The 13,508-nt window shown below is 60.0% G+C and carries 13 protein-coding genes; 8 read left to right on the top strand and 5 right to left on the bottom strand.

Annotation, left to right across the window (positions count from 1 at the left end; genetic code table 11):
• Nucleotides 1–134: 134 nt before the first annotated feature.
• Both LVD08_RS20145 and LVD08_RS20140 read left to right on the top strand, forming a co-directional pair.
• Nucleotides 135–611 (top strand): hypothetical protein, encoded by a 477-nt coding sequence (locus LVD08_RS20145; protein ID WP_027613790.1) that lies wholly within the window; start codon nt 135–137, stop codon nt 609–611.
• 57 nt (nt 612–668) lie between these two features.
• Nucleotides 669–1,190 carry an AAA family ATPase gene (locus LVD08_RS20140; RefSeq protein WP_247269036.1) on the top strand — a complete coding sequence of 174 codons (522 nt, stop codon included), beginning with the start codon at nt 669–671 and terminating at the stop codon, nt 1,188–1,190.
• Between the two features lie 121 nt (nt 1,191–1,311).
• Here LVD08_RS20140 and LVD08_RS20135 read toward each other — a convergent pair whose 3' ends face one another.
• Both LVD08_RS20135 and LVD08_RS20130 read right to left on the bottom strand, forming a co-directional pair.
• Nucleotides 1,312–2,235, bottom strand: a complete 924-nt coding sequence (locus tag LVD08_RS20135) for an NADP-dependent oxidoreductase (RefSeq protein WP_247269035.1) — start codon at nt 2,233–2,235, stop codon at nt 1,312–1,314.
• Between the two features lie 36 nt (nt 2,236–2,271).
• Nucleotides 2,272–2,709 (bottom strand): DoxX family protein, encoded by a 438-nt coding sequence (locus LVD08_RS20130; RefSeq protein WP_247269034.1) that lies wholly within the window; start codon nt 2,707–2,709, stop codon nt 2,272–2,274.
• A 178-nt stretch (nt 2,710–2,887) separates the two neighbouring features.
• Here LVD08_RS20130 and LVD08_RS20125 point away from each other — a divergent pair, with 178 nt between their 5' ends.
• Complete coding sequence (locus tag LVD08_RS20125) at nt 2,888–3,796, top strand: LysR family transcriptional regulator (RefSeq protein ID WP_103367604.1); 909 nt, start codon at nt 2,888–2,890, stop codon at nt 3,794–3,796.
• A 74-nt stretch (nt 3,797–3,870) separates the two neighbouring features.
• Here the strand turns inward: LVD08_RS20125 and LVD08_RS20120 are convergent, their stop codons facing one another.
• Complete coding sequence (locus LVD08_RS20120) at nt 3,871–4,368, bottom strand: AAA family ATPase (RefSeq protein WP_247269033.1); 498 nt, start codon at nt 4,366–4,368, stop codon at nt 3,871–3,873.
• An 88-nt stretch (nt 4,369–4,456) separates the two neighbouring features.
• Between LVD08_RS20120 and LVD08_RS20115 the strand changes: the two genes are divergently transcribed.
• Nucleotides 4,457–4,738 (top strand): hypothetical protein, encoded by a 282-nt coding sequence (locus tag LVD08_RS20115; protein WP_247269032.1) that lies wholly within the window; start codon nt 4,457–4,459, stop codon nt 4,736–4,738.
• Nucleotides 4,739–5,245: 507 nt separating this feature from the next.
• Here LVD08_RS20115 and LVD08_RS20110 read toward each other — a convergent pair.
• Nucleotides 5,246–7,450, bottom strand: a complete 2,205-nt coding sequence (locus tag LVD08_RS20110) for an OsmC domain/YcaO domain-containing protein (protein WP_247269031.1) — start codon at nt 7,448–7,450, stop codon at nt 5,246–5,248.
• A 230-nt stretch (nt 7,451–7,680) separates the two neighbouring features.
• Here LVD08_RS20110 and proP point away from each other — a divergent pair, with 230 nt between their 5' ends.
• On the top strand, nt 7,681–9,183 hold the full coding sequence (proP, locus tag LVD08_RS20105) for a glycine betaine/L-proline transporter ProP (RefSeq protein ID WP_027613786.1): 1,503 nt from the start codon (nt 7,681–7,683) through the stop codon (nt 9,181–9,183).
• A gap of 49 nt (nt 9,184–9,232) precedes the next feature.
• On the opposite strand, the gene LVD08_RS20100 is transcribed toward proP, so the two are convergent.
• Nucleotides 9,233–10,099: a LysR substrate-binding domain-containing protein gene (locus tag LVD08_RS20100; RefSeq protein ID WP_115990024.1), complete on the bottom strand. Its 867-nt coding sequence runs from the start codon at nt 10,097–10,099 to the stop codon at nt 9,233–9,235.
• A gap of 99 nt (nt 10,100–10,198) precedes the next feature.
• Here LVD08_RS20100 and LVD08_RS20095 point away from each other — a divergent pair, with 99 nt between their 5' ends.
• Genes LVD08_RS20095 through LVD08_RS20085 form a run of 3 tightly spaced genes read left to right on the top strand, consistent with a single transcriptional unit; the run spans nt 10,199 to nt 13,402 of the window.
• Complete coding sequence (locus LVD08_RS20095; protein WP_247269030.1) at nt 10,199–11,131, top strand: DMT family transporter; 933 nt, start codon at nt 10,199–10,201, stop codon at nt 11,129–11,131.
• A gap of 47 nt (nt 11,132–11,178) precedes the next feature.
• A complete protein-coding gene (locus LVD08_RS20090) occupies nt 11,179–12,435 on the top strand; it encodes an MFS transporter (protein WP_247269029.1) in 1,257 nt (418 codons plus the stop codon).
• A gap of 37 nt (nt 12,436–12,472) precedes the next feature.
• On the top strand, nt 12,473–13,402 hold the full coding sequence (locus LVD08_RS20085) for an alpha/beta hydrolase fold domain-containing protein (RefSeq protein ID WP_247269118.1): 930 nt from the start codon (nt 12,473–12,475) through the stop codon (nt 13,400–13,402).
• The last annotated feature ends 106 nt before the right edge of the window (nt 13,403–13,508 follow it).

Here is a 13,508-nt window from a genome sequence, read left to right as displayed (position 1 = left end):
GCAAATGTCAGCGATATACCGCTATCGCGAGCAGGCTCACTCCTACAGGGTTCGGTGATGAATGTGGAGTTTTCGGTTGAAGGCGATTCCGTCCATAATCCCTCCCCCAAATGGACTGACACAGGAAATGTGAAATGGACACCACTCAATGGCTCGGTTTGTTCGAGCGCGCCTTTCAAGGCATGGAGAAGAATCTTGAGCAAGTGCTGCAACTCAACAGTTGCCGCGAGCATTGGATTCAAGCCCAGATCAGTCTGCAAGCCTGGTTCGAAGATGAGATCGAGATCTGGACGGATCTGCCGATAGGCGACCGACGCAAAGCGGACCTGTACTCATTGGACGACAACGGCGCGCCGAGGATGGTCGCCGAAATCAAATGCCTGGGCGATGTCTCGCAGGCCAAGTGCCTGGAAGGCGATTGGTCAGTGCGGGCCGATGTTGATCGGTTGCGCTCTTTCGAGTGCCCCACCCGCCTGTTCGTCCTGGTCATCGCCAAAGGCGAGCGCGAAACCAATACCGGACGTCGCCTTCGCGAAGATGAATGGGTGGATGGCCGGACATGCGTCACTGTGGATCTGCAATTTGCCCTGGTTCGGATGTGGGCGTTGTAAGTCAGGTCTTCATCCACTTCTGCGCACGACCTGGGCCACTGCGAACAAGGACTGCCAATGCTAATTGTCTTCAGCGGGCTGCCAGGAACCGGAAAGACCACCATCGCCAGATCACTCGCGACCCGGCTGGATGCAACCTGCCTGCGTATCGACACGATCGAACAAGCCATCCGCAACGCCGGGGTTCTGGCGGATGATGTGGGTACCAGTGGTTACCGGGTAGCCAACGAGTTGGCCGCGAACAACCTGCGTCCTGGCCACAGCGTCGTGGTTGATTGTGTGAATCCGGTCGCTGAAAGCCGGCAAGCGTGGGCCGACATCGCGGCTCGCTCGGGAGCGCCGTTGCTCAACATCGAAGTGATTTGCTCGGATCGACGTGAGCATCGTCGTCGGGTTGAGCAGCGGCAATCAGATATCATGGGGCTGACGCCACCGACATGGTCCTCCGTGGCGAATCATGAATATGAAGCCTGGGCGCAGCCGATTCTTTGCCTCGACACTGCGAATGTCAGCGTGGATCAGGCGGTGGAGATCGTCGTGCGCCAACTGACTGATCACCACCCGACCGTTTTGCCCTGATGCGGGCAAAGTGCTGATTTTGCTGATGGCGTGCTGAGGCCGGGTCGACCATTTGACCCGACTTCAGTATTTGCCCGATGAAGAGCAGGAAGGTCTCCGCAGTGCAATTGTGAGCGGCGAACTACTTCGTGGGATCGAGGACCAGCCGGCCGTGACCACGGCGGCTCAGGCTTTTCTCGAGCGCACGTTGCGCCTCGCTCAGCGGGAACACTTCGACGTCGACCGTGAGGTGGCCGCGATCGAACAGTTCGGCGATCAACGACAACTGCGCACCGTCGGAGCGGGTGGCGAAGTTGATCGGGGTTACGCCGTAGTCATTGGCCAGCGTGATGCTCGGCGCGCTGACCGGCGAGATCAGTAAGCCTCCGCGTTTCAACACGCGGAACGAACGGTTCTGGGTGTCACCGCCCACCAGATCGAGCACCACGTCGACTTCAGATACCAGCTCATCGAACGCCCGCGTGGTGTAGTCGATAACGTAGTCTGCACCGAATTGCTTGAGGTACGCATGATTGCTGGCCGAGGCGGTGGCGATGACCTCGGCGCCCAGATACTTGGCAATCTGCACCGCCATGCTGCCCACGCCACCAGCTGCGGCGTGGATCAGCACTTTCTGCCGCCGCTGCACGCCAGCGTGCTCGGTCAACGCTTGCCACGCGGTGAGCGCGGTGGCCGGAACGGCACCAGCCTGCAAGGCGCTGAGGGATTGCGGTTTCAGCGCCAGTTTGCTCACCGGGGCCACGGCTTTGCTCGCATAGCCACCGACGATGTTGATGAAGCCGAACACTTCATCACCGAGCTTGAATTGGGTCAAACCGGGGCCAGTGGCGATTACTTTGCCGGACACTTCAACGCCCGGGGTGAACGGCAGTGGCAGCGGAATGAACGCTTTCATCGCGCCGGACAGCACCTTCCAGTCGATCGGGTTGACCCCTGCCCCGGCGACCTCGATCAACACTTCACCTTCGCCGGCCACAGGGTCGGCGATGTCTTCCAGTTGCAACACTTCGGGGTTGCCGTATTCGTACACACGGATGGCTTTCATGAGAGACCTCGATCGATTGGAGTGGGTAGCGCGTGATCAGTGACGACGGGCGTCAAGGCTGAAACGACCGGCGCCGAACGCGACCACTTGCAGAAGGCCACCGGCCATGGCGATGTTCTTGAAGAAGTGGATGAACTGATTCTGATCGCCCAAGGCGTTGTGGAACGCCAGCGCAGTGACCACGCTGAACACGGCCAGCACAGCGGCGACGGTTCGGGTGCGGTAGCCGGCGATCAGTGCCAGGCCGCCACCGACCTCAACGATGATTGCCAGCGCCAGCGCCACTTGCGGCAGCGGCAGACCGACCGAGCCGATGTAGCCGATCATCATCGCCGGCGCCGCCAGTTTGGAAAAACCGGAGAGGATGAAGATCGCGCTGAGCAGAATGCGGCCGATCAACGAGGCCGAGGACTGGGTGACGTCATTGCGGGTTTGTTCAGTAGCGGTTGGAGCAATGTTTGCGGCAGTGGTCATGACGGTATTTCCTTCAAAGGTGCGGCGATCCGAGATGAATCGTCCAAGTGAGGAAATGGTGCGCCTGGCCCGCTAATCTGAATAGCCGACTAATTTCGATCATTACGTTCTAGAAAATAGACAAGCTGACGCAGCTCAGCGACGATGCCAGTTCGCTGATGATGACGAGGTAACAGCCATGATTTCTGACCCGGGCACGCCGACGCTGGATCAACTGAGGGTGTTTTTGACGGTGGTGGAACTGGGCAGTTTCGCTGCCGCCGCGAGGAAGCTGCACCGCGCAACATCGGTGATCAGCTATTCGATGGCCAACCTGGAATTGCAGCTGGGGGTAACGCTGTTCGATCGCCAGACCACGCGCAAACCGCAACTTACCGAGGCTGGCCGGACCGTACTGGCCGAGGCACGCACCATCGCCAACGGGGTGCATGGCTTGCGCGCCAAGGTCAAAGGCCTGTTGCAGGGGCTGGAAGCTGAGGTGCATGTGGTGCTGGACGTGATGCTGCCGCCGCAGCGGGTGGTGGATGCGTTGAAGTCGTTTCGCGAGGCGTTTCCCACCGTCGCCCTGCATTTGCACATGGAGGCGCTGGGGGCAGTGACTGAGCGGGTGATCAATCGCGGGGCGATCATTGGCGTCAGTGGGCCAATGAACGAAGGCATCGATGCGATCGAGCGTATCGGTGCCGGCAATGTCGAGTTGATTCCGGTGGCGGCACCGAATCATCCGTTGGCTTCGGGTGAAGCGAACACACCGGGGGCCGGGCGTGAACTGACGCAACTGGTGTTGTCCGATCGCTCGCAACTGACCAAGGATCGCGACTTCGCCGTTCTCAGCAACCGCACCTGGCGCCTGGCGGATCTGGGTGCCAAGCACATGCTGCTGCGCGAAGGGATTGGCTGGGGGAACATGCCGTTGCCGATGGTCGAGGAAGATTTGCAGTCCGGCCGACTGGTGCGGCTGAACCTGCCGGAGTACCAGAGCGGCATCTACCCGTTCGACGTCATCTACCGCACCGACCTGCCACCGGGACCGGCGGCGCGGTGGTTGATCGAGCGGTTTGTGCAGCAGAGCGTGCGGGATGCCTGACATGGCCCTATCGCGAGCAGGCTCACTCCTACAGGGTCATGCAGCAGGTTGGCAGACTGAGATCATTGTGGGAACTAGCCCTGTTGCCGATTGCGGTGCATGACAATCTCCAGCCCCTCGCCCACGTCCGGCTCCTGAAAGTAACGCGTGATCAAATCAAACTCCGCATCCGACGCCGCGAACTCATGCTCCGCCAGCGCGTTGCGTGCATGCAGCCGGACGCGGCAGGTGTCATCATCCACTTCGAGATAATGCAGGCAATGCGGCACTTTTGCAGTATCCGCCAGCCCTCGCAGCCACTGCCGATCCGCCACGGTATTGGCTGGAAAATCCAGCACCACACTCACACCCGCGCTAAGCACATCGATCACCAACGGCCCCAGCACGCCGCGAATCTGCCGCGCACATCGAAGGTAATCCGCCACGGATTTGATCTGCTCCGGATACAGCCGCGACAGCCACTGATCCTCACTGAGCACCAGCGCGCGGTGCTCCTCAGTCAGTGATTTGGCCAGTGTCGATTTGCCCGAGGCGATCTTGCCGCACATCAGGTGTAGTGTGGGTGCACGCATTGGGGACGCTTCCTTATGTCGATTGCTGGATAATGCCCAACGCCTGTCGGCGAGGCAATTGAGGCGCATGACCCAACGAGGAACCCAGATGACCACAATCACCGCACGCCACTGCTCGTCCTGGGTGCTACTTACCCTGCTCGCCACCACCCTGGCGCTGACAGCCGGCTGTTCGAGCAAGCGCTACGCCACCAACGGCTCGAACTGCTACGCAAAAGCCGTGCCCACTTCCGGCGAAGGCGGTTTGGCCTGGGGCGACACCTTGAGCATGGCGCGCAAGAAGTCGATGAATAACTGCATGCGTTATGCGAGCCGCTCCGGAGGGACGCCGAACACTTGCCAGGTGGTGCAGGCGCAGTGCAAGCGCTGACGGCACTGATAATGATGTTGGCTGAAACGGCCCTATCGCTGGCAAGCCAGCTCCCACAGGGTTATTGGGTGGACTCAGGTTTGGCGGCTGCCAGAAATCCAATGTGGGAGCGAGCCTGCTCGCGAATGCGATCTGTCAGCCAAAGCGATGGCGACTGACACGCCCTCTTCGCGAGCAGGCTCGCTCCCACATGGGGTTGTGCAGTGGACTCAGAATTAGCGGCGGGTTCCCGCAGGTTTTGCGGCGCAGACGGGATTGGCGTCCAGTGTGCCGTCCTGATCCATGCGGTTCATGGCGTTGGCGCTCAAGTACACAGCAGTATTCGTGAGAGTCATTTTGCCGACTCCATGTCCCCACAATACTCACTTGTGGTGAGGGGATTTATCCCCGATGGACTGCGTAGCAGGCCCGCTTCTTTATTGGTTGAAGAAGCCCGGCCCACTTTGCGCGCCATCGGGGATAAATCCCCTCACGACAGGTTTACTCAGCAGAAGTGACCGTCTGCTATCAGCGATTCAAACCCGCCGCATTAGCCCGCGCCGCGTGCAGCTTCTTGTAGCTGTCGATCAGCCGCAGGTGACGATCCAGCCCTTCGAGCTTCATGCTGGTCGGTGTCAGACCGTAGAAACGCACACTGCCGTTGACCGAACCGATCGCCGCGTCCATGCGCTCGTCGCCGAACATGCGGCGGAAGTTGGCCTCGTAGTCGGCGAGTTCCAGGTCTTCGTCCAGCTCCATTTCCAGACACACGTTCACCGCCTGATAGAACAAACCACGCTCGACGGTGTTGTCGTTGTATTGCAGGAAGGCTTCGACCAGATCCTTGGCCTGCTCGAATTTCTGCAGGGCGAGGTAGATCAGCAGGCGCAGTTCCAGAATGGTCAGTTTGCCCCACGGCGTGTTGTCGTCGAACTCGATGCCGATCAGCGTAGTGATGTCGGTGTAATCATCCAGCTCGCTGTTTTCCAGGCCTTGAGCAAGGTTGCGCAGACCGACCTTGCTCAGGCTGTGCAGGTTGAGGATGTCGCCGCGGAATTGCAGGGCCTTGTTGGTGTTGTCCCAGATCAGGTCGTCCACCGGATAGATTTCCGAGTAGTCCGGCACCAGGATCCGGCAGGCATTGGCGCCGAGGTCGTCGTAGACCGCCATGTAGGTTTCTTTGCCCATGTCTTCAAGGATGCCGAACAGGGTTGCGGCTTCTTCGGCGTTGGAGTTTTCGCCTTGACCTGAGAAGTCCCATTCGACGAATTCGAAGTCAGACTTGGCACTGAAGAAGCGCCACGACACCACCCCGCTGGAGTCGATAAAGTGCTCGACGAAGTTGTTCGGCTCGGTCACGGCCTGGCCGGAGAATGTCGGCTGCGGCAGATCGTTCAAGCCTTCGAAACTGCGGCCTTGCAGCAGCTCGGTCAGGCTGCGTTCCAGCGCCACTTCCAAGCTTGGGTGCGCGCCGAACGAGGCGAACACGCCGCCGGTGCGCGGGTTCATCAGGGTCACGCACATCACCGGGAATTCACCGCCCAGCGACGCGTCCTTGACCAGCACCGGGAAGCCCTGCTCTTCCAGCCCTTTGATCCCGGCGAGAATGCTCGGGTACTTCTCCAGCACTGCCTGCGGCACGTCGGGCAAGGCCATTTCACCTTCGAGGATTTCGCGTTTGACCGCGCGCTCGAAGATCTCCGACAGACATTGCACCTGGGCTTCAGCCAGGGTGTTGCCGGCGCTCATGCCGTTGCTCAGGAACAGGTTTTCGATCAGGTTCGACGGGAAGTACACCACCTCGCCGTCCGACTGGCGCACGAACGGCAGCGAGCAGATGCCGCGCTGGGTGTTGCCGGAGTTGGTGTCGTACAGGTGCGAGCCTTTGAGCTCGCCGTCGCGGTTGTAAATGTCGAGGCAGTATGGGTCGAGAATCTCTGCCGGCAGCTCGTCTTTCGGGCCCGGTTTGAACCAGCGCTCGTTCGGGTAATGCACGAACTCGGCGGTGGCGATGTCCTCGCCCCAGAATTGGTCGTTGTAGAAGAAGTTGCAGTTCAGGCGCTCGATGAACTCGCCCAGTGCCGAGGCCAGTGCGCCCTCTTTGGTCGCGCCCTTGCCGTTGGTGAAACACATCGGCGAATGCGCATCGCGGATGTGCAACGACCAGACGTTAGGCACAATGTTGCGCCACGAGGCGATTTCGATCTTCATCCCCAGATCGGCGAGAATCCCCGACATGTTGGCGATGGTCTGCTCCAGCGGCAGATCTTTGCCGGCGATGTAGGTGCCCGCTTCAGAGGTCGAATGCGGCATCAGCAAGGCCTGCGCATCGGCGTCGAGGTTCTCGACTTCCTCGATCACAAACTCGGGACCGGTCTGCACGACCTTCTTCACCGTGCAGCGATCGATCGAGCGCAGGATGCCAAGACGGTCCTTCTCGGAAATGTCCGCCGGCAATTCGACCTGGATCTTGAAGATCTGGTTGTAGCGGTTTTCCGGGTCGACGATGTTGTTCTGCGATAGGCGAATATTCTCGGTCGGGATATTGCGCGTTTCGCAGTACAGCTTCACGAAGTAAGCCGCGCACAAGGCCGACGACGCCAGGAAGTAGTCGAACGGCCCCGGTGCCGAGCCATCGCCCTTGTAGCGAATGGGCTGATCGGCGATCACCGTGAAGTCGTCGAACTTGGCTTCAAGTCGAAGGTTGTCGAGAAAGTTGACCTTGATTTCCATGCGGGTTTACCAGAGAGCAAAAACGAATTGGCGGCCATTATCCGGGTTTTCAGCCTGACGTCTTGTGCTTTTGCGTAATCGCCGCCGGGTGGGCTCTGCTGCGTCTTGGCGGGTGCGAACGACAAAAATGCCCTGAGCAGTGAATTTTTTCGTGTCTTCTTGTATCTGACGGAAAGAACCCATGCCAGCAAAACAGTGGCATCGAATCCGTTCAGCTATGAGTGACCCGCATGAAATCAAGGAAAAACAAGGTCAATCCCATCGGATTGAAAGACATCACGATTGTCGACGACGCCAAGATGCGCAAGGCGATCACCGCCGCCGCACTGGGCAACGCCATGGAATGGTTCGACTTCGGGGTGTACGGCTTCGTCGCCTATGCACTGGGCAAGATCTTCTTCCCCGGCGCCGATCCTGGCGTGCAGATGATTGCAGCGCTGGCGACCTTCTCGGTGCCGTTCCTGATCCGTCCGTTGGGCGGCCTGTTCTTCGGTGCGCTGGGCGACAAATACGGGCGGCAGAAAGTGCTGGCCGCGACCATCGTGATCATGTCGCTGAGTACCTTCGCCATCGGCCTGATACCGTCGTATGAGTCGATCGGCATCTGGGCGCCGATCCTGCTGTTGCTGGCGAAAATGGCTCAGGGCTTCTCGGTCGGCGGTGAGTACACCGGCGCCTCGATCTTCGTCGCCGAATATGCGCCCGACCGCAAGCGCGGTTTCCTTGGCAGTTGGCTGGACTTCGGCTCGATTGCCGGTTTCGTCCTCGGCGCCGGTGTGGTGGTGCTGATTTCGACGATCATCGGCGAAGAGAAATTCCTTGAATGGGGCTGGCGTCTGCCGTTCTTCCTCGCCCTGCCGCTGGGGATGATCGGCCTCTATCTGCGGCATGCGCTGGAAGAGACGCCGGCGTTTCAACAGCACGTCGAGAAACTCGAAGAAGGCGACCGTGAAGGTCTGGCGGGCGGGCCGAAAGTCTCGTTCAAGGAAGTCGCGACCAAGCACTGGCGCAGTCTGATGACCTGCATTGGCGTGGTAGCGGTGACTAACGTCACCTATTACATGCTGCTGACCTACATGCCGAGCTACCTGTCGCACAACCTGCACTACAGCGAAAACCGTGGCGTGTTGATCATCATCGCGATCATGGTCGGCATGCTGTTCGTGCAACCGGCGATCGGTTTTATCAGCGATAAGATCGGCCGCAAGCCCTTCATTGTGGTCGGCAGCATCGGCCTGTTCCTGCTGGCGATTCCGGCGTTCATGCTGATCAACAGCGGCAAGATCGGCCTGATCTTCTCCGGCTTGCTGATCCTCGCGGTGTTGCTGAACTTCTTCATCGGCGTCATGGCTTCGACCCTGCCGGCGATGTTCCCCACACACATCCGCTACAGCGCACTGGCCGCCGCGTTCAACGTCTCGGTGCTGATTGCCGGCCTGACCCCGACTGCCGTGGCCTGGCTGGTGGAAAGCACCAACAACCTGTACATGCCGGCCTACTACTTGATGGTGATTGCCGTGGTCGGCCTGATCACCGGCGTGACCATGAAAGAGACCGCCAACAAACCGCTGCGCGGTGCCGCGCCGGCGGCGTCGGATCTTGAGGAAGCCAAGGAACTGCTCAAGGAACACCACGACAACATCGAGCAGAAAATCGAAGACATCGACGCCGAAATCGCCGAGCTGGAAGCCAAGCGCAAGGAGTTGGTGCAGCAGCATCCGCGCATCAACTGATGTAATGACTGACGGCGGCCCTGCCCTGAGGCCGCCGTCGCTCAACGCGTCACAACACGAAGCCGTCACCGATCAAGCGCACCAGAACCTCCCCCGCCTCACTCAATTCACCCGGTGCCTGCATCAGGCGCAACTCGTGCAGCGGCAACTCGGGTAATCCCTCCTCACCGCTCAACACGCGCATGCCGGGGCGCACTTGCGCACGATCAACAATGCCCACCGCCAGTCCGGCCTCGATGGCTGTTTCCAGCGCGCTGGCACCGGCGCTGACAATCACTGCGCGCCACCGGCGTCCCTGCTCGCTCAATGCATCCACGGCAACGCTGCGATAGGGACAACCCTTGCCGTGCAAGGCCAGCGGTACCGGCCGGGTGAGATCCTGCGTGTAATTGTGCGCGGCGACCCACACGGGCTGGGTCAGGCCCAGCATCCTTACGCAACGCGTCGATGGCGGCGCGTCTGCGACGACCACCAGCAACGCCAGATCCAGTTGCCCGCGTTCCAGACGCGCACTCAACCGACCGCTGGCACCTGTTTCGACTTCCAACTCGATGTGCGGAAAATCTGCCGACAGGTGCGGCAACGTACAGCCCAGGACCGCGCCGGCGTATTCCTCGGAAATCCCCAGGCGAACTCGCCCGCTGGCCAGCGGCGTGCTGAAGCTCGCCAGCAATTGATCGTGGTGGCGTAGCAAATCGGCGCTCTGCAGGGCGAAGCGTCGACCCAGTGGCGTGAGGTTGACCGTCTGGTTATCGCGCTCCAGCAAGCGCCCGCCCGCCAGCGCTTCCAGACGCCGCACATGCAGGCTGACCGCTGACGGGCTCTTGTTGAGGAAACTCGCGGCGGCGAGAAATTGCCCGAAGCGCACGATTGCCTGAAAGGTGCGCAACAGTTCGATATCAAGGGCTTCGGCCATGCTTGAGAATTCCTGCATCAGTGGTGCGGATCGTATCGTTTGAATGCATCAGTGCTTGATTCATATCATCGAACTCATTCCTCTGTCAGGTGCCATGCGATGAACGTCATGCCTGTTCGTTTTTTACTGCTGATGGCAATGGTGGTCAGCTGGAGTTCGGGGTTCATTGGCTATCGCTACGTCGCCGATCAGGGCAGCGTATACCTGGCCTCGTTGTGGCGTTTTGTATTGGCGGCATTGCTGTTGCTGCCGTTCGCCTGGCCCGGCTTGCGTGGTTTACGCGGCAAGGACATGTGGCATCAGGCACTGCTTGGGCTATTCGCGATGGGTGGCTACATCGGACCGATTGCCGCCTCGATTCAACTTGGCGTCACGCCGGGCACTGCGTCGCTGTTTGCCAATCTGTTGCCACTGACAATTGTGCTGCTGGCCGGCAGCGTTCCGGGGCAGCGCACACGTGGCTGGCAATGGTTGGGTTTGGCGCTGTGCGTGATCGGTATGCTGCTGGCCAGCGCTGCGAGTGTCGAGTGGGCCAGTGCGGGGTTGTGGGCCTACTGCTTGCCGTTACTGGCGGTATTGTCGCTGGCGGCGGCGACCTTGTTTGAGAAAGCCCGGCCGGGCGTCGCGATGCCGGCCACCACGGCGCTGTTTATTCAGGTGTGTGCGGTGATTCCTGTGTTCGCGCTGCTGGCAGGTCTTGAGGGTGAATTGCGCCCGCCGATCAGTGCAGACTTCGTCAGTGGCGTGCTGTGGCTGGTGATCTTCTCGACGTTTGGTGGCTACGGATTTTATTGGCTGTGCTTGCAGCAATTCAGCATACAGCGCATCAGTGGCGCGCTGTTTCTGACGCCACCGGTGACACTGTTGTGGGCGTGGATGCAGTTCGACGATCCGCTGAGTGCCAGCACGCTACTCGGTATCGGTCTGACCTTGATCGGTTTGCCATTGCTGGGGCGAGCGCCGAGCGAAAAAGTGTGTGCCGTCGGCATCCGCCAGGAAACTAAATCCGCAGGCGACAAGTCACTGACTTAGCGGAGGTTGAGGCATTTCGCCGAACCTCGTTTATTGAAGATGCCAGCGTGGTCACTCATACCAATCGTCGCAACAACCTCTCGCTGGACAGCCTGAATTTCTTCCTCGCCGATGTGCGCGATGGTCTCGGGCCGTATCTGGCCATTTACCTGCTGGCCGTTCATCACTGGGAGCCGGCCAGCATCGGGCTGGTGATGACCCTCGCTGGCATTGCCGCCCTTGTCACCCAGACGCCCGCCGGTGCCCTGGTCGACAACACACGCAGTAAACGAGCAGTGATCGCGATTGCCGCGTTACTGGTGACCGGCAGTTGCGTGGTATTGCCCTTCGTGACGTCCTTCAGTCTGGTAGCGATCACCCAAGCGCTGAGCGCCGCCGCGGCATCGGTGTTCGCTCCAGCCATTTCGGCGATCACCCTGGGCATCACCGGGCCGCGCGCGTTCACCCGACGCACCGGACGCAACGAGACCTTCAACCATGCCGGCAACGCCTGCGCGGCGCTGCTGGCCGGTGGATTCGCATACCTGTTCGGGCCGGTGGCGGTGTTTTATCTGATGGCGGTCATGGCGCTGTGCAGTGTTATCGCCGTGAGCTTCGTCGATGCCAACGCGATCAACCATGATCTGGCCCGGGGCCTTGACCCCAGCGACGCTACACACAATAAAGCGCCCTCGGGATTGGCGGTGTTGCTGACCAACAGGGCGCTGCTGATGTTCGCCATCTGCTGCGCCCTCTTTCACCTGGCCAACGCAGCGATGCTGCCACTGGTGAGCCAGAAACTGGCGCAGGTCAACTTGCAGATGGCGACGCCACTGACCTCGGCCTGTATCGTTGCCGCACAACTGGTCATGGTGCCGGTCGCCTTGCTGGTCGGGGCCAAAGCCGATGTGTGGGGACGCAAGCCGCTGCTACTCGCAGGCTTCCTGATTCTGCCGCTGCGTGGCGTGCTTTATACGTTATCCGCCGACCCTTACTGGTTGGTAGCGGTGCAGATGCTCGACGGCGTCGGCGCGGGGATCTTCGGTGCGCTGTTCCCGGTGGTAGTGAAAGACCTGACGCTGGGCACAGGACACTTCAACATCAGCCTCGGCGCTCTCTCGACGGTGTTTGGTCTGGGCGCAGCATTGAGTGCCAGCGTGGCGGGCATTGTGCTGCAGGAGGCCGGTTACAACGCGGCATTTCTGACCCTGGCGGTGATTGCCGGAGTGGCGTTTGTGCTGTTGTGGCTGGCGGTGCCTGAGACATTGCCGCAGGTGGGGAATATTGAGCCGGCGCTGCAACCTGAGGAGGAAGGATTTGGCTAAGAATGTGCTTGAGTTCAGCGATAGTGATCTGGCGCAGATGCAACGCTTCAATCGCAAGCTCGCCTGGCTGCCGCGTTTTCGCATCCGCAATCGGCTGACGCCGCGTTTGATCCAGGCATTGCTGCGTGCCAGTCAGATTGTCAGCGCGGATAAAACGCTCAAGCATGATCTTCATGCGCAGAACATTGTGGTCCACTCACAAGGCACTTCAGTACCCGTCCGAATCATCCGCCCGCAAGGAAAGGCTCAAGGTGTGGTACTGGATTACCACGGTGGCGGCTGGGTGATCGGCAATGCACGGATGAACGACGACCTTAATATCGGCATGGTCAAGGCATGCAACGTGGCGGTGGTATCGGTCGACTATCGGTTGGCAGTCAATACGCCCGTTGAGGATCTCATGCAGGATTGTCTGTGCGCTGCACGCTGGCTGTTGAGCGATGATTGCACGGAGTTCGTCGGCCTGCCGGTAATCGTTGTCGGCGAATCGGCAGGCGCGCATCTGGCAGCTGCCACCCTGTTAGCGCTCAAAGCATCATCCGATCTGCTGCAGCGGGTCAGCGGCGCCCTGCTCTATTACGGCGTTTACGATCTCGCCGGCACCCCAAGCGTGCACGCAGCACCTGCTGAAACGCTGGTACTCGACGGCCCAGGAATGGTCGAGGCGCTACGCTTGTTGACTCCAGGATTGAGCGATGATGAACGCCGGCAGGCGCCACTGTCTCCGCTGTACGGCGACTTGAGCGGATTGCCACCGGCGTTGATGTTCACCGGTGAACTGGATCCACTGCGCGATGACACGCTGGAACTGGCTGAGCGCTGGCAACGATCAGCACCGGTTGAAATCCATCTGCTGCCCTCGTCCGCCCATGGCTTTATCCATTTTCCGACCACCATGGCTAGTCGTGTTTTGTCCTACAGTCGGGCTTGGATTTCGCGTCAGATCAGGGCAAAGACAAGCAGTTAGGGCCTGTATTGGCAGGAAAATACTTTCCTGCGGGCAAAACAAAACCCCAACTGCTTTCGCAATTGGGGTTTCGGAATTTAATCTTGACGATGACCTACTCTCACAT

This window comes from Pseudomonas sp. YL2, assembly GCF_023063025.1.
GTDB classification, from domain to species: domain Bacteria; phylum Pseudomonadota; class Gammaproteobacteria; order Pseudomonadales; family Pseudomonadaceae; genus Aquipseudomonas; species Aquipseudomonas putida_A.
The sequence above is the reverse complement of the archived record's forward strand: the minus strand, read 5'-3'. Positions and strand labels throughout refer to the sequence as shown.